Annotated in this window: 15 protein-coding genes; 6 read left to right on the forward strand and 9 right to left on the reverse strand. The window is 68.4% G+C overall.

All coding sequences use genetic code 11. The features are described 5' to 3' along the window. Positions 1-160: 160 nt before the first annotated feature. Complete coding sequence (locus tag D7X32_RS26015) at positions 161-895, reverse strand: polysaccharide lyase family 20 protein (protein WP_244239175.1); 735 nt, start codon at positions 893-895, stop codon at positions 161-163. A 354-nt stretch (positions 896-1,249) separates the two neighbouring features. Beyond that, complete coding sequence (locus D7X32_RS26020; protein WP_244239176.1) at positions 1,250-2,167, reverse strand: hypothetical protein; 918 nt, start codon at positions 2,165-2,167, stop codon at positions 1,250-1,252. Between D7X32_RS26020 and D7X32_RS47960 the strand changes: the two genes are divergently transcribed. After that, positions 2,166-2,378 (forward strand): hypothetical protein, encoded by a 213-nt coding sequence (locus D7X32_RS47960; protein ID WP_244239177.1) that lies wholly within the window; start codon positions 2,166-2,168, stop codon positions 2,376-2,378. The two genes, D7X32_RS26020 and D7X32_RS47960, sit on opposite strands and share 2 nt — an antisense overlap. Position 2,379: 1 nt before the next feature. Here the strand turns inward: D7X32_RS47960 and D7X32_RS46950 are convergent, their stop codons facing one another. Next, positions 2,380-2,754, reverse strand: a complete 375-nt coding sequence (locus D7X32_RS46950) for a hypothetical protein (RefSeq protein WP_244239178.1) — start codon at positions 2,752-2,754, stop codon at positions 2,380-2,382. Between the two features lie 105 nt (positions 2,755-2,859). On the opposite strand from D7X32_RS46950, the gene D7X32_RS26035 reads away from it, so the two are divergent. After that, positions 2,860-4,728: an Ig-like domain-containing protein gene (locus tag D7X32_RS26035; protein WP_158625764.1), complete on the forward strand. Its 1,869-nt coding sequence runs from the start codon at positions 2,860-2,862 to the stop codon at positions 4,726-4,728. 128 nt (positions 4,729-4,856) lie between these two features. Here D7X32_RS26035 and D7X32_RS26040 read toward each other — a convergent pair whose 3' ends face one another. From D7X32_RS26040 to D7X32_RS26060, 4 genes are all read right to left on the reverse strand, one after another. After that, on the reverse strand, positions 4,857-6,134 hold the full coding sequence (locus D7X32_RS26040; RefSeq protein ID WP_120605271.1) for an APC family permease: 1,278 nt from the start codon (positions 6,132-6,134) through the stop codon (positions 4,857-4,859). Between the two features lie 594 nt (positions 6,135-6,728). Continuing rightward, complete coding sequence (locus D7X32_RS26050) at positions 6,729-8,648, reverse strand: FG-GAP-like repeat-containing protein (RefSeq protein WP_120605273.1); 1,920 nt, start codon at positions 8,646-8,648, stop codon at positions 6,729-6,731. A 316-nt stretch (positions 8,649-8,964) separates the two neighbouring features. Further along, a complete protein-coding gene (locus tag D7X32_RS26055) occupies positions 8,965-9,294 on the reverse strand; it encodes a helix-turn-helix domain-containing protein (protein WP_120605274.1) in 330 nt (109 codons plus the stop codon). A 261-nt stretch (positions 9,295-9,555) separates the two neighbouring features. Continuing rightward, entirely contained in the window at positions 9,556-11,073 is a 1,518-nt protein-coding gene (locus tag D7X32_RS26060; protein ID WP_120605275.1) for an acetyl-CoA acetyltransferase, read from the reverse strand. Between the two features lie 106 nt (positions 11,074-11,179). Here D7X32_RS26060 and D7X32_RS26065 point away from each other — a divergent pair, with 106 nt between their 5' ends. From D7X32_RS26065 to D7X32_RS26075, 3 genes are read left to right on the forward strand one after another with little or no spacing between them, the layout of a single operon-like run. Next, the gene (locus tag D7X32_RS26065) at positions 11,180-11,773 is read left to right on the forward strand and encodes a DUF2239 family protein (RefSeq protein ID WP_120605276.1); all 594 of its coding nucleotides are present in this window, start codon (positions 11,180-11,182) and stop codon (positions 11,771-11,773) included. Then, positions 11,770-12,783, forward strand: coding sequence for an NADP-dependent oxidoreductase (locus D7X32_RS26070; RefSeq protein WP_120605277.1), 1,014 nt, complete (start codon positions 11,770-11,772; stop codon positions 12,781-12,783). The genes D7X32_RS26065 and D7X32_RS26070 overlap by 4 nt, the downstream gene beginning before the upstream one ends. A gap of 50 nt (positions 12,784-12,833) precedes the next feature. Further along, on the forward strand, positions 12,834-13,274 hold the full coding sequence (locus D7X32_RS26075; protein ID WP_120605278.1) for a nuclear transport factor 2 family protein: 441 nt from the start codon (positions 12,834-12,836) through the stop codon (positions 13,272-13,274). A 19-nt stretch (positions 13,275-13,293) separates the two neighbouring features. Here the strand turns inward: D7X32_RS26075 and D7X32_RS26080 are convergent, their stop codons facing one another. Further along, on the reverse strand, positions 13,294-14,052 hold the full coding sequence (locus D7X32_RS26080) for a DUF4328 domain-containing protein (RefSeq protein WP_147450265.1): 759 nt from the start codon (positions 14,050-14,052) through the stop codon (positions 13,294-13,296). Positions 14,053-14,112: 60 nt separating this feature from the next. Continuing rightward, complete coding sequence (gene pdxR, locus D7X32_RS26085; protein ID WP_120605280.1) at positions 14,113-15,555, reverse strand: MocR-like pyridoxine biosynthesis transcription factor PdxR; 1,443 nt, start codon at positions 15,553-15,555, stop codon at positions 14,113-14,115. A gap of 83 nt (positions 15,556-15,638) precedes the next feature. On the opposite strand from pdxR, the gene D7X32_RS26090 reads away from it, so the two are divergent. Further along, entirely contained in the window at positions 15,639-16,094 is a 456-nt protein-coding gene (locus D7X32_RS26090) for a cupin domain-containing protein (RefSeq protein WP_120605281.1), read from the forward strand. Positions 16,095-16,211 lie beyond the last annotated feature (117 nt).

Raw genomic sequence — 16,211 nt, forward strand, 5'->3', positions numbered from 1 at the left:
GTCACTCCGTCCCGGCGCTACTCCCCGGGAGGGAGGACTTCCGGGCATCACCCCCGCGGGAAGGGGGAAGGCCACCCTGGCCTTGAGCATAGGCACCCAGGTTCGAGGTGACAGCCCGCTGGGGAGTGCCCCCACCTCCAGGTGCAGCGCACAAGGCAGCCTAGGGAGCCGGAGCGGCGAGCGCGGCCGGGGGCATCACCTCTTCCAGCGTCGTCGCCATGGTGAAGCCATCATGGTAGAGCGAGGCTGTCTGCGCGATGCTCGCATCCCGGTAGTAGCCGAGCTGGATGTAGCCCGCCGTGTCCGGGTAGCGCGTGGCGATGTTGCGCATCGGCACCACCAGATTGCCATTGTAGTACAGCTCGACGAAGCCGACATTCGGGTCGGGCGACCACTTCACGTGCATCACGAAGTCGTTCCATTGGTCCCGGTGCAGCGGCTCCTGCCATAGAACCTCGCCCGAGCTTCCTCCGACGCGCATGTTCATCGTGTCGTTGATGACGAAGAACTCGAGCGGCGGGGAGCCACAGCAGCCGTCATGGTGCCATTGCGTGAACACCTGCCACCGGGGTGAGCTGGGGAAGTCCTGGGGAAACAGGGTGCTCCACTTGTAGTAGTACTCGGAGCCTTCCGGCTCATAGGTGCCGCGGAACAGCTCGTTGCGGTTGCCGCTGGCGTTGACGGGGTTGTCGCCCTGCTGGACGGTCACCTTCAGCGCCTTGTTCCCGTCACGGACAAGGTCGCCCTCCACCTGCATGCGGTCCGGGGCAACAAACCAGGCTTCGGTGAACTGAGACAGGTCGCCGGTCTCGAAGTCTCCCTTCCAGACGACGGATGCCTGGGCCACCCAGGGCACGAGCAGCGCCAGGGGCGCGAGTTTCAGGAGGCGAAGCATCTGGGTCCTTTTGTCCGAGGGTTGAGGAGGACAGACACAGGAGACCCGTCCGTACTTCCCGCCGGCTTGCGCGCGTGGCGGCATGAACGCACGCGCGCACACTGCGGAAGGAAGCGGACGGGCCGTGCATCGCATGCCGCGGCAAGGGGATGGCACCGTGACGACATCCCCAGGCATGGGCCCCAGCGCTCATGCCGCCGGCGCCCTGTGTCACGCAAGCGGGCATCGAAAGACAGGAGTCCCCCACTGCGCAGTCGTGAGGCCACCGGGCAGGCCGGGGGTCGTGTTCACGCTCGCCGGAGTTCCCGATGCCCCGTGTGACCATTCCCGTGCCGGGGACGAGGCCGCAGGCCGTCAGAGATTGCTCTCGTCGGTGTCGGGGTCGAGGCGGACGAGATAGGGCGGGACGGTCCACTTCATGGCCTGTTCGACATCCCCCTGCCGGCTCTTGCCGAAGAGCATGACGCGGGAGAGCGCCATGCCGCTGATCAGGCCTTTGTTCTTGAGGATGGCCTTGCGGAATTCGTCGATGGTGTCCTGAAGGTGGGTGGTGTTGGGGCGCGACGCGATCAGCGCGTTCAGCATGCCCGCGGCGAGCATTCCCTTTTCGACCAGCGCGGAGAGCGCCTCCATGTACCCGTCGTACTCCTCCTTCGTGAGCAGGGGCCGGCGGCGGATTCGCTTGAGGAAGCGGAGCTTCGGGATCATCGGATCGGACTGATCGCGCAGCAGGCTGCCCATGAGCGGCACCTCACCGTCCGGGTCGTTGTGGAAATAGGTCTGGGTGAGGTCCATGTCCCCCAGGGAGATGTCGACATCCATGTGGATGCCTCCCACGAAGTTGAGGTACAGGAGCCGCGCGAGGTCGGAGAAGTATTTGACGTCATCCCAGTTGCGCACCACCGCGGCGCCCCCGACGAGGGTCGCGAGCTCCGAGAGCCAGTTGCTGGAGTCATCGAGCTTTTCGATGGGAAGCACCCGGAAGCCCGCCAGCTCCAACCTGCGCCGTTGGTTGGCGCGCGTCGGCCGCTTGTCCACGGGCTTCAGAGGCCGCTTCGAGAAGATGAAGATGCCCTCGCTCTTCTTGATCTCTCCGTCGAGATGACCGTCCAGCACCCGCTCGATTTCGGCGGAGTACCACAGGTAGCAGGTCCAACCCGCCTGCCTGGCCCGTGCGCCGTCGGAGACCAGGTCGTCGACGACCGCCGGGCTCATCGGTCCGCCCGTCCAGAAGCGATGGATGTTCTTCGGGATGGAGTGCTTCGTCCCCATGGGCGACTTGAGGAGCCGCGAGATGATCAGCGCCTCGTCCGATTGGCTTGGATTCCAATACGTCCGGTCCTCCATGCCGCTCAGGATGCCGCGACGCGGCGTCGACGACACCTCCGTCAGCGTGGTCGAGGAGCTGTTGGAGCGGAGCGACCTCTTGATATCGAAGATCGGAATGGTCGTCTCGCCGACCGGCGGTCCCGAGGCGCCGTGAGTCAGGCAGCTCCCCATCGTGCAGAAGACGCACGTGTCGCGCACCCACTCGCGCAGTAGCGCCCCGCTTCGATGCCCGGGGTCACAGCAGATTCCCAGATCACAGAACGTACACATGGTCCGCGCCCTCGTGCGTGGTCGAGCGGTGGACTCTCGCACTTCCCGCCCAGGATGGAAGCCCCCACGTGGAGCGGCGGAGGTCCCCTCCGGGCTTTCGCCCTCAAGCGGCAGCGCGGTGCTTCTGCCACGCCCGCCGTCGTCCCGGAGCCCTCGCAGTTCAGCACGCGCACGGCGTGAAGCGACGCGCTCCTGGCAATGCCATATACCTTGCCGCCCACCGTGGCGGCCACGTAGGTGCCATGGCCGTTGCAGTCCACACCGTTGCGGCCGTCGTCGACGGCATCGAATGAGTTGTGGTTGTCATGCCGCTGTCCATGGCGGGTGGTGGCCTCCGGGCATCACCGGCTGAAAGAGGGAGCAGGATGAAGAAGCGATTCGTGATGGCAGTCGTCGTGGGTGGAGCGCTGGTGTCAGGGTGTGGCGGCGTGGAGGATCCGGGTGCCGACCCCGAGCTGTCGCCAGGGGCCAGCGCGTCCGTCGCCTCCGCCCGCCAGGAACTCCTCTCTCCGGCGCTTGAGGCGTCGCTTTCGTGCGTGCGGGGGTATGCCGTTGCGGGCACCTGCGATTGGCCGCATTGGAGCGAGATGTGGACCTCATGCCAGACCTACGAGCACCAGGAACTCGAAGACGGGCTCTTCCTGGATGAGGTGAAGGCAGGGAACTGCACTTCCTCCAACTGGCCTGCGTTGCGCGCGCGACTCGTCGCATCGCGCACGCCCCTCGTCCGACTGCGAGTCGAGTGCGATGGCGCCTCCCAGGTGATGCAGGAGGCCGAGCTGGATGGCTGCTACACGGTCAACGGTGCGGATGCGTCCTACGTCGAGGTGCCGATGGGCAAGACCGTGACGCTCCATGCGGGCGTGGGCTGCACTGGCGACTCAGCCACCCTCCAATCCGACGCGAGTCTCTGCGAGACGTCGTTCGCGAGCGGTGCGGGCGCGGACCATGCCGTGCGCTCGTTCCGGGTTCAGTCCACCACGGAGACACCGTCGCCCTCCAGCTATGAATGCGCCGACGACGAGCCGGCCTGCGTCAAGAACTACAACCTCAATCTGAGCGAAATCAACAGGACACACACGGTCAGATTCGTCCAGGTCCTCGTCGCCGGCCGCGACACGCCGTCGCTCAACAGCATCAGGGATAGCATCAAGCAGATGTATGCCATTTTCGCCACGGCGTCGCACAATCAGGTCGCCCTGCGGTTCTACAAAGAGGAGGGCCAGACCGTGGTTGTGAATAGCAGCGACTGCGCGAAAGCGAAGCAGGAGGTCGCCGCCAAGACCCAAAACGTGGGTGCGTTCCTGAACGTGTACGTGATGCCCCGGGGCATGTGTCCCACCTCGACTGGCAATGATCGCAGAATCTACCTCAATGATGGTCTGCTGCGGTCCTATGTCCATGAGACCGGGCACGTCCTGGGTCTCGGGCACGGCCACCGGACCGACGAGAATGGAAAGCGCGAGGACTACGGCGATCCGAGCACGTTCATGGGCTCGATGCCGTCGGACAACTACAACCTCCCGCAGTTGCACTGGCTGGGTTGGACGCGGAAGGCCGACCTCGTGAAGGTCAACTCGGAGATCGAAAGCAAGGGCTTCCGCGACGTCACGCTCCGGCCGGTGGACCTCAACCTCGACAACGGCAGTGGACTCCCGCTGGGCGCCGTCTGGGAGACCCCCGACACCGAGACGCGGCTGTTCGTCGCCATCCCGAAGTCGCGCACCAACGGCGTGAACCGGATCGTCGGCGGCAACGTGATGGTGTACAGCACCGATTGCAAGGGCTGTATTGGCGTAGCGGTGAGTACGGTGCAGGAGGGGCGGTTCGCCGTCAAATCGGGCGCGAGCCACATCGTGAAAGACCTCCTCATCACGCCTGGGGGCTACGTGAGCCATTCGATCCAGGAGAATGGGAGCAGCGTTGAGGTTTTCGACTCCATCACGCTGCGCATCAAACGGTCGGTTCCGGAGGTTCTTTCTCCGGCCGCCGGTTCGGTGACGACAGACAAGACGCCGACCTACAGCGGTAAGGCAGAGGCCGGGCTCCCCGTCACGGTCTTCGTGGATGGCGTCAAGGCGGGCACCACCAAGGCCACCGCCCTGGGGACCTGGAGCTTCACTCCGGCCGCGGCGCTGAACGTGGGCGCTCACGCTGTGAGGGCCTCGGTGGCGGATGCGGCGGGCAACACCAGCCCGAGATCCACCGCCAACGCCTTCACCGTGGACAGGTAGGGGAGCCTCCACGGGAGGCCTGTATTCGGACGGGAGGCAAGCTCCCGTCCCTGTGCCGGGTCCGCCCTGCGCCCCAACCCGCGGGGGATGGCCGGGCGCTCTCACATTGGCAGAGAGGACATCCCGCGCTATCCGAGCGCCGCCTTCCCGTCCGGCTTGCGCTGGAACCTGTAGAGCACGAAGCCCACCGCGAGCGCGATGGCCCCGGCGATGAGGTTCTCTCGCTCCGCGCTCAGCGCGAAGACGACGCACAGTGCGGCGGCGGCGAGGGGAATCACGGGCCCCCCCGGGATGCGGAACGCGTTCGCGGGCGCCTGGAGCTTGCGGCGCAGCACGGGCACCGCCAGGGCCGTGCCGAAGTACGTGGCGAGCCGGGCCACCACGGAGAGCGTGGCGAGCACCTCGAACGAGCCGGAGAACGCCAGGGGCAGCGCGATGGCCGTCTGCGTGAGGATGGCGACCGTCGGCGTGCGGTAGCGCGGATGCAGCGTGGCGAGCGCAGCGGGGCCAAAGCCGTCCTGAGCCAGCGCGTACAGGTAGCGCGGCCCGGCGAGCACGGTGTTGCTGTTGGTCCCCAGGATGGACAGCACCCCGCCCACCGTCATGAGGAGCCCACCCCAACCCCCGAGGAACCGCGCGGCGGCGTTGGCGAGCGGCGTCTGCGCGTCCGCGACCCCGGGCAACGTGCCCAGCGCCACCCACTGCACCGCCGTGTAGATGAGCGTGACAACGCCTATCTGCACGATGAGCGCGAAGGGCACGTCGCGGCGTGGGTTCTTGAACTCACCCGCCGGAGCCGCCGTGTTCTCGAAGCCGGCATAGGCGAACAGCAGCAGCAGCACCGCGGCCCCCAGGTTGCCTCCTTCCCTGGGAGCCACCGACATCGCCAGCGGCACGGATACGGAGAAGAGGCCCACGGCGATGAACACCAGCAGTGGCACCGTCTTGGTGACGGCGAGGAACACCGCGGTGCGAGCGCCGCCCTTTACGCCCACGACGTTGATGGCGGTGAGCGCGAGCAGGGGCACGGCGATGGCCAGCCCCTGGCCCACGCCCGAGTTCGCCGCGGGCCACAGGAAGCCCAGCGCGCGGGAGAAGCCGACGGACAACGAGGCCACGGACGAGACGCGCGCCAGCCACGTCATCCAGCCGACCTGGAACCCCACCCGTTCTCCAAAGGCTTCACGCGTGTAGAGATAGGCGCTGCCGGGCTTGTCGAAGTAGCTGGCCGCCTCCGCGAAGCAGAGCACGAGCAGCAGCACCGCCAGCCCCGCGAGCACGACGGCGCCCGTGCTGGCCGAGCCCAGGTTCGCGGCGGCCGCCGCAGGCAGCAGGTAGACACCGCTGCCGATGACGTCGTTGATGGAGAACCCGACGATTTCCCAGCGCGATACCGCGCGCTGCATGCCTGTCTCAGGAGGAGGCGAATGGGTTCCGGTGGTCATGGACGGAAGGGAGGGGAACCCACTGGAGCACAGATGCGGCGAATCCGCGAATTCGTGAGAAGCCGAGTTCCTTTCAAGGCGGCGGGAACCGAAACCGCAGACAAGGCGATAGGAAACCCCAAGCAGGACGCGCTGTTACCCACTATCGCCTTGAGCTCACGTCGGTTCGTTGTGCCGCCCCATCCCATCTTCCCCCGTCTTGTCCCGTTCTCATCCCCGCTGGAGGGGCACACTGGGGGCACATGCGGCCCCACAGGGTCAACCCGCTCACGGACGCGAGCGGCCCGAGTTCCCCAGTCTCGCAGGGCTCACGACAAGCCCGTGAGAGGCTGACGGTAGCTGCTGGCGGAGGCGAGCGACGTGGGGCGCGGCCTGCCCCGGTACGTGGAGCGGGACTTCACCATGTACCTGGCGTTCGCAGCCTGGTCGATGGGCGGCGCGGCGCGGCTCTTCGCTTTCGGTGCGCCGCGCGAAGCACGCGGCGCACCGATTCTCCTACCGAGACCGCGCTGAAATCAGGGCACACCGCCCCATCGCGGTATCGCGGACAGCGACTCAGAGTCCGTTGGGGACCACGGTCACGGTGCCGGAACCCCTGTTGGTCAGGATGAGATCGGCGTACCCATCCGCATCCATGTCCGCGGTGGCGATGGCGTTGAGGCCAGGCGAGGCGCCGGTCGTGACGACAGTGCCCGAGGTGAAGCCTCCGTTGCCGTTGCCGGTCATCGGGCGGACGCCGCCCGAGGCCGTTGTAACGAGGATGTAGGCGTCGAGCTTGCCATCGCCGTTGAAGTCATCGGCCACGACGCCCAGCGCCGAGTTGGTGGCCGTAGTGGCCGCGGCGGTGGACTGAACGCCGCTCGCGAAGGTGCCGTTGCCGTTCCCCTTGAAGAAGAGGAGGTACCGGCCGGCCGCGCCGTTCGAGAGGATGTCGAGCGTGCCGTCGCCGTTGGCGTCGCCGAAGGCGATGCCCGCCGTCTGGCCGCTGACGGCGTTGCTGTAGGCGACGGGTGCGGCGAACGAGCCGTCGCCCTGGTTGATGAGGATCGACAGGCGTGCGCTGGCGGGGCTCGTCACCACGAGATCGGAGAAGCCATCGCTGTTCAGGTCACGGCAGGCGATGGTCGACTGCGCGCCGCCGGTGTTCTGGATGCCGATGAACGTGGGCGCGCCGAAGCTGCCCGCGCCGGTGCCCAAGAGCACGCTCACCTGGCTCAGGGTCACGCTTGTCGTGGCGATGTCAGCCACCCCGTCGTGATCGAAGTCCCCGGTGCAGAGGTGGACGGAGCCCGGGGTGCCGGTGGTGAAGCTCGTCGGCGCGCCGAAGGTCCCGGGCGCGCTCGGGCCCAGGTTCTTGTAGACGCTGATGCTTCCGTTGATGAGGAGCAGGTTGGTCTGGCCGTTGACGGTGACGGCGTCGAGCCACCCGTCGCCGTCCACGTCCACGGCCACGACCGCGTTGCTGGAGAGCGAGGCGCTCCCGTAGTTGACCTCCGACTGGACGCTGGCGTCGCCGTTCCCCAGGAAAACGGAGAGCGAGCCAGAGGGGAACAGGATCGACCCGGATTCGGCGTTGGCCACCAGGATGTCGAGCTTGCCGTCGCCATTCACATCGGCGACCGCCGGGGCCAGCGGGTTGTGGTTCGCGGGGGAGCTGACCGGCGTGCCGGGGACCTGGCCGGTGGGGGCGGTCTGGCAGGTGCCGTTCGAGCAGATCTGGCCCGTCGAGCACACGATGCCGCAGGCGCCGCAGCTATCGGCGTCGCTCTGGAGGTTCACCTCGCAGCCGTCGGACGAGTTCCCGTTGCAGTCCCCGAGGGTGCCGGCGCAATCCTGGCAGTTGGCCCCCTCGTAGGTGAGCGCGCACTCGCAGGTGTAGCTCCCCACGCCGTCGATGCAGGTGCCGCCGTTCAGGCACGGGCTTGCGGCGCACTCGTCGATGTTGGTGCAGGTCACGCCGTCGCCCTCGTACCCCGCGTTGCAGGCGCAGGTGAAGGAGCCCGCGGTGTTGGTGCAGGTGGCGTTTTCGTTGCAGTCGTCGGTACCGGCGGCGCACTCGTTGACGTCGACGCAAGTGCCGCTCTGGCACGTGAGGCCGTCGCAACAGGGGACCGTGGCGTCGCACGGCGCGTTCACGGACAGACAGCCCTGGCCGCTGCACGTCGGGTCGTAGAGCGACGAGGTCGGGTCGAGGCTGGTGACGTAGTCGCCGTTGTGAGCGCTGTGCGCGTTGATACACGCCTGCTCGCTAACACGGACGATCGTGTAGGGATGACTCGTCGAGCTGGTCTTGTGGCAGAGCTGGACCTTACCGTTGACATCGAAGTAATCGCACTGCTCGGCGGTGAGGGCGGAGTCGGCCGAACCGACGTCCGCGTCATTGTCTCCGACGGAGATCGGGTTGCAACCGCCGATGAGGCCGAGCAAACCGGCCCCCGTGATCATGACGAGGAGCGAAATTGATTTATGTTTCATTGAGTTCCCCCCTGAAAGGACGCACCACGGCCTCGTGACGGCTTGTGCAGAGCTCGCGGGCACCCAAGCTGAACTGTCGTTGAACGCGGGCTGTCTTTATTCACCCGCAGTAAAAATATATACCGTCCCGTTGGCGACCTGTCCATTAGCAATTCATGACCGCGGTCGGATTCCTGCCGCTTCGGCACAATGCCCGTCGTTTTCGCACAGCTAAAACCATGCAGGAGTCAGCACAAGCCCAGCACATTCGACGTGGGTCGAACGCGCGCCAGCGGCGATAAGTAATTTGTGAATGAAATAGATGGAGCGGTGGGGCTCAGCGCTCTCTGGGAGAGCGCTTCGTCGTCGCCTCCGCGGGTCCGCGCGAGGCCGCGAGGGGCTCCGAGGGGCTCTCTTCGAAGAGCGTCTTGTATTCGACGCTGAATCGCCCGCCGGACGCGAAGCCGAGCGAGGCCACGACGCCGGCGACGGTCGTCCCCGGCGCGCCTGCGAGCAACGTTTGTCTCGCAATCTCGAAGCGACGATGCCGCGCGCCAAGGTGTCGGGGAGCGACATCCTGGAACTGGCCGGTCGAGGCGCCCCCGTCACCCGCAGCAACAGCAAGAAGGTGCAGGACTTCCTCCAGGCCCAAGAGCAGCACAGCCACGCGCTCCTGCCCAGAGTGCGCATCTTCACCCGGAGCGGCGGGTCCAAGGACATGCGCGGCATGTGCCTGTCCGTCTGGGGGCCCTCCGTCAGCGGCGATGTCTCGTCCGCCGCGTTGCAGGGCGAGCCAGCCCGGCACCGTGACCTGCCCACCTGGATTGACGACACGCAAGTGACGCGCGAGGGGATGACCAACCTGATGGCATACATCGTCGGAAATGTGGAGGCAGCGGGAATCGAATCCGCCGCAGCCAAGAGACGCTCATCCGCGCGAAGGCCATGCCCGGTGCCAGAGGATGTCGCCACCGGGTCCGGCGACGGCGTACCCTTCGCTGCCGACGGGCTCCTCCTTGCCGTCACACAGGAAGTCGATGCCCGCGGTGTCGTGCGCTGGGACCTTCGCGAGGAAGCGCTCACCGGATGCGCCGCGCGCGACGATGACGCCGAACCTGGGGCTGCCATCCCGTTCGTAGAGCACCGTGTATGTCTCGATGCGGCCGGGGCCCGTGGCGTCCTCCACGAACGGAGGAACGGGACCGCGCGCGGCGTCCGCTTCCGCCTGATGCTCGAAGGGCTGCGGGAGCGTTCCGGCCGGCAGCGGTTCGCGCGTGAGCACAAGGCTGTGATTGTGCGTCGCGAAGCCGCCGTTGCCGAAGAGCAGGCCGTGACGTCCCTGCTCGCGCAGCCGCTGCACCATGCTGACCACCGCGTGGCTCATGTAGTTGGCGATGGGCCCACCGCCGAACGTGAGTCCTCCGAACACGGTGGCGGGCTTCTCCAGCGGCCAGCCCAACACCCGGCGCGCCATCTTCGGCACGCAGGGGAAGCAGCTGTAGAGCTCCACGAAGTCGAGCGCATCGACGGTCAGCCCGTTCAACTCCAGCGTGCGGCGCAGCGACACGGCCATGCTCGGCGAGCGCGCATAGCCATCCCGAGCGAGGAAGTCCTCCGGCTCGTGCGCCGCCACGCCCCGCCCCACGTACACGAGGCGGTCCTCCGGCACGCCGCGCGCGAGCGCCTTCGCCAGGCTGGTGACCAGGAACCCCGCGCCCTGGTTCACGGCGCTGTTCGCCACCATCCGCTTGCAGTACGGAAACGCGATGGGCCGGTTGGACGGCGAGGGCGTGACGATGGCCTCCACGGACGCGGGCTCGCGGATCCACGCGCCCGGATTGCTCGCCGCGACCTGGGAGAACCGCGACCAGATTTCCCCGCTCTCCCGCTGCGCCTCCGCCAGCGTCTGGCCATACGCCGCACGGCCAGCGTTCTCATAGAGGGGATAGACGTCGACCGGCGAGTTGAGGCCATAGCGCTGCCGGTAGGCCGCGTGCGCCTGGACGGAGATGGTGCTCGCGGCGTTGTGCGCGGAGGGTGCATCCCCGGCCGCCAGGGCCGCACGCCGGGCCGCCGTGCGCAGTGCCTCGCCGCCCACGACCGCCGCGACCTCCACCTCCCCGGAGGCGATCCGGTTGGCGGCCTCGTGGAGCAGCCGCACCGGACTGTGCCCATGGGCCTCCGCCGTCTGCTCGTGGAGCCGCGGCCGGGCACCCAGCCGCTCCGCCAGCGGAAGCGGCAACGGCCCCATCTGCCGGAACGAGAGCTGGTCGACCACCGCCAGCGAATCCAGCCGGGAGAGCCAGCCGCCGCCCGCATCCACGTCCGCCGCCCGCAGCGCGGCCTCCATCAGTCCCAACGAATCCAGGCCCCGCAGCGGATCCTCCGGACGGTCGTTGATCTGCCCCACGCCCACGATGACGGGAATCCTGTTCGCGTCCTTCATGCCTCGGCTCCTCCCACGATGAAGCCTCGCCGGTCAATGCGCCACCTGCCGCCCATATTACCCGGGTACAATTGACTCTTGTTTATACCCGGGTAATATCACCCTCATGCCTTCTCCTTCCGCAACCTGGACCGCCTTCGCCGGCCAGCGCCTGCTTGCCTCCGGGTCACCCGCCGAGGTCGTCACCGCCGCCAAGGGCGCGCTCGACGCGGGCGAGTCCGAGTCCCTGCTCCTGTTCGACGACGCCACGGGCCGGACGGTGGACTTCCACCTGCGCGGCACACTGGAGGAGGTGCTCGCCCGCCTCCAGCCCGCGCCTGACCCGGCCGCCGAGTCTTCCGAGCCCCGAGGCCCCGGCCGTCCGAAGCTGGGCGTGGTGGCCCGCGAGGTGACGCTGCTGCCCCGTCACTGGGAGTGGCTGTCCGAGCAACCCGGCGGCGCGTCCGTGGCCCTGCGCAAGCTGGTGGAGGCCGCTCGCGCGAACAGCGGCGACGCCGACCGCGTCCGCCGCGCCCAGGCCGCCGCGGACCGCTTCATGACCACGATGGCTGGCAACGCGCCAGGCTACGAGGAAGCCGCTCGCGCGCTCTACGCGGGCGACCGTACCCGCTTCAACAAGTGGACCCGGAGCTGGCCGGACGACCTCCGCGACTGCGCCCGGAGGCTCGCGGCCCCCGCCTTCTCCAAGGAGACGCCGTGAACCACCAGTGGGTGCTGAAGTCGCGCCCCCACGACGAGGTCTCCGACGCCTGCTTCGAATGGCGGCAAGCCCCAGTGCCGGCCCCGGGTCCCGGCGAAGCGCTCGTGCGCGTCGTCTGGCTCTCCATCGAACCCACGCAACGCACGTGGCTCAACCCCCGCGCGACCTACATCCCGCCCGTGGAGCTGGGCGAAGTCATGCGCGGCGTGGGCGTCGGGCAGGTCATCGCGTCCCGCTCCGAACGGCTGGCCGTGGGCGACTGGGTGACGGGCATGACGGGTTGGCAGGAGTACGCGCTGGCCGGTGACGCGGGCCTCTTCGGCTTCAACAAGGTGCCGGACGGCATCGACCCCAAGGCCATGCTGAACCTCTATGGCGCCAGCGGCCTGACCGCTTGGATTGGCATGACCGACGTGGCCCGCGCCGCGCCAGGTGAAACCGTCCTGGTCTCCGGTGCCGCGGGCAGCGTGGGCTCCATCGCCGGACAGGTGGCGCGGCTCCGGGGCTGCCGCGTCATCGGTATCGCGGGCGGTCCACAGAAAGCCGACTGGGTCACCCGCGTCGCCCGGTTCGACGCCTGCATCGACTACAAGTCCGAGGACGTCCGGGCGCGCCTCCAGACGCTTGCGCCCAAGGGCGTGGATGTCTTCTTCGACAACGTGGGCGGGCCCGTGCTGGAGGCGGCGATGGATCACCTCGCGGTGCGTGCCCGCGTGGTGCTCTGCGGTGCCATCTCCTCCGGCTACAAGGACCACGACTACGGCGCCACGCCGCGCAATTACATGCAGCTGGCCTTCAAGCGCGCACGCATGGAGGGCTTCATCTTCCTGGACCACGTCCCGCGCTTCCCCGAAGCCTTCCGCGAGCTGTCCACCTGGTCCGCCCGGGGTGAGCTCGTCCAGACGGAGACCCTCGCCGAAGGGCTGGAGCAGGCACCGTCCGCCCTGCGCGGCTTGTTCGAGGGCCGGAACCTGGGCAAGCAACTGATCCGCGTCTCAACCCCTGTCTGAGCTTCTGTCGCCGCGATAGCGTGCGGACTCCCCCACGCACGGAGCCTCGGATGAAACTCCAGACCACGCTGACCGCTGTCCTCGCCCTCGCCACGGGCGTCGCGGAGGCCCGGGACCCCGCCCAGGACGAGCGCGAGCTGCTCAAGGTCGAAGCCGCGCTGTGCCGCGCCTTCGAGACCGCGGATGTCGCCACGCTCCGCAAGAGCCTGGACGCGCGCTTCACGCTCACCGACTCCAGGGGCACCGTCACGGACCTGGAGCAGAACCTCTCTGAGGTGGCGAAGAAGGACCCCGTCTACGAGGTCTTCCGCAACCACCATCAGAAGATCCGCCTGTATGGCGATGCCGCCGTCGTCACCGGCATCACCACCCTCAAGGGCCACTCCGGCAAGACGCAGTTCGAGGGCGACTTCCAGTTCACAGACACCTGGGTCTACCGCGACGGTCAGTGGAAGCTCGCCGCGAGCCACGCGACCTGGCTGGCGAAGTAGCCTCCAGGCGGTGGCTGCTTCAGGCCGCCGCGGCCTCGTCCCCGGCGACCGGGGCCTCCGGCTCTTCAATCCCCTCGCGGCGCCGGTCGAGCCGCGTCTGGAGGTCCTTGATGAGCTGCACATAGAGGAGCGCCGCGGCCACGGCGCAGACCGAGGACAGGAGTCCCACCACATCCCGGGTCGTGGTGTCCGCCGTCGCGGTCTCGCGCACCAGCAGCTTCGCCTCCGCCTTCTCCAGGATCCGCGCCAGGACGTTCGCCGCCCACCACAGTTGCAGCGGGAGCGATGCGACGAAGGAGGCGCCCCCCAGCTTCTCCGCGATGTCCCGCATCACGTGATAGGGCTTCACCCAGTTGAGGAGGGGGATCAACCACATCCAGACCGCTCGGGCAGGGCTCATCCCGATGTCCGCCCCCAGCGCCTTGAGCTGCCGGACCACGCGGTGGACCCACATCAGAAGGGTGACCTGCGTGGCGACGACGACGGCCATGGCCAGCACCAGCACCCCCCACCTGGACAGGCGCTCGGCCGCCAACGGGTTCCCGAACTCGGGGACCAGCAGGAGCTCGTAGAGCAGGCCCACCAGGGACGTGCCAGCGGAGACGTATTGCAGCACCGTGGCCCGGTGTGCCCGCTCGCGCGAGTCCGGCACCTCCAGCGCGGAGAGCCGCGCGCACTCACTGCATCGGCCTTCATCCCGCTCGCACGATGCGCAGGCATACCTGCCACACCGCACACAGGTGCACACCGCCTCCCGTTCGGGATGCTGCGGACACATGGGCTGTGACTCGACGTCCCCCGCGACGGCATTGAGCATGAGAGGAATTAGGACCGGTCTTCAATCCTTCGTCAATCCCGCCACCGTCGAGAGACACGCCCCCAGCCGCTTCATTCCTTCCGGAATGCGTGTCGCGGGCATGCCGCCATACCCCAGCACCAGCCCCGGCCGGGCGCGAGGCCCCGCGAAGTAGCGCGACAGGTTGATGAGCCCGACCCCCGCCGCCCGGGCCCGCGCCACCGTCTCCCGCTCCAGCGTCACGCCTCCCTTCCGGAAGGTGGCGCTCAGGTGCAGGCCCGCCACGGAGGGCACCACCTGGAGCCAGTCGCCGCAATGGCGCGCCAGGCCTTCCGCCACGCACGTGTGCCGCGCCTCGTACTCCCGCCGCATCTTGCGGATGTGCCGCGCGAGCAGCCCGCTGTCGATGAACCGCGCGAGCGCGGCCTGCTCCGGCACCGGGCTGTGCCAATCCATCACGCGCCGGGCCCACCGCAGCTCGCGCTGGAGCGACGGCGGCGCGACGAGGAACCCCAACCGCAGCATGGGGATCATCACCTTGGAGAACGAGCCCACGTAGAGCACCCGCCCGGAGCGGTCCATCCCATGCAACGTCTCCAGGGGCCGGCCGCCAAAACGGAACTCGCTGTCGTAGTCGTCTTCAATCACCACCGCGTCCCGCCGCTTCGCCCACTCCAGCAGCGCCACCCTGCGCGCGGGCGACATGGGCATGCCCAGCGGGAACTGGTGCGACGGCGTGACATAGACGAGCCGCGCGGCATCCGGCAGCGCCGCCACGTCCAGCCCTTCCGCGTCCACCGGAACAGGCACGACGCGCGCCCCCAGCGACTGGAACACCTGCCGCGCGGGCGGATAGCCCGGCTCCTCCATGGCGACGCAGTCTCCCGGCTCGATGAGCACCCGTCCCACCAGGTCCAGCGCCTGCTGTGCGCCATTGGTGATGAGCACGTCCTCCGCGTCCGCGCGCACGCCCCGCGCGATGCCCACGTGCCGCGCCACCGCCTCCCGCAGGCCCCGGTGTCCCGCCGCGTCCACGTAGCCCCCGGACACCGTGGCCGCCCGCAGCTGGCGCGCCACCAGCCGGCGCCAGGCTTCGAAGGGGAAGCTCGAGACGTCCGGGCTGCCCACGCCAAAGGCATACGCGGCGGGGGCCAGCGGCGCGGGCAGGTCCGGCAGCGCTCGCCAGAAGGCCCGGGCGCGCAGCGGCACCTGGGCCTCCCGCCCTGCCCTGCCCCGCGGCCGGGACGCCTCCCCCTGGACGATGCTGCCCGCCCGCGTGCGCGCCGCGATGAGGCCCTCCGCGGCGAGCCATTCATACGCCACGCTCACGGTGTTGCGCGCCACGTCCAGGCGCAGCGCCAGCTCGCGGGTGGGCGGCAACCGCTCCCCGCGCCGCAGGCGCCCGTCGAGGATGGCGGCGCGCAGCCCCCGGTAGATCTGCCCGGCCAGGTCCCGGCGGCCCTGGAGCTCCACATGGAAATCCATGCCGCATCCTCCCACGGATTGGCCCAATGGAATTCGCCAATCCTGGCCCTGTCACCGGGCCAGCGGCGGACCATCCTGCCGGCATGACCGATTCCACCTACGCCTCCCACCCCATCGACTCCGAACGCATGCCGTGGATCCCCATGGGCCGGCCCGGGCTCGCGTTCAAGCCGCTGCGCTTCTTCCGCGACGGCAGCGGCTGGATGTACCTCTTCCGGCTGGAGCCCGGCACCCGCATCCCCCGGCACCGCCACGTCGGCGAGTCGCACGCCTTCAACCTCTCCGGGCGCCGCCAGCTGCTCGACACCGGCGAGGTGATTGGTCCGGGCACGTATGTCTATGAGCCGGCCGGCAACGTCGACAGCTGGCAGGTCGTGGGCGACGACCCCGTCGTGCTGCACATCACCGTGAAGGGCGCCATCGAATACCTGGGCGACGACGGCCAGGTCCTCAAGAGCGTGAGCCCCGCGGAGCGGCTGGAGACGTACCGCCGCTGGTGCCAGGAGCACGGCACGGAGTTCCTCGCCACCTGCGAGTAACCCGAAGAAAGCCATTGCCACCCGCCGGGCGCGTCGGGCAGGAGGAACCGGCCTCCTCCTCCGAAGAAAGAGCCCGACCATGCCTCCCAGGCCCACCGCCCCGCCCCAGCTCCAGGC

This window comes from Corallococcus carmarthensis, from assembly GCF_003611695.1.
In the GTDB taxonomy this organism is placed as follows: domain Bacteria; phylum Myxococcota; class Myxococcia; order Myxococcales; family Myxococcaceae; genus Corallococcus; species Corallococcus carmarthensis.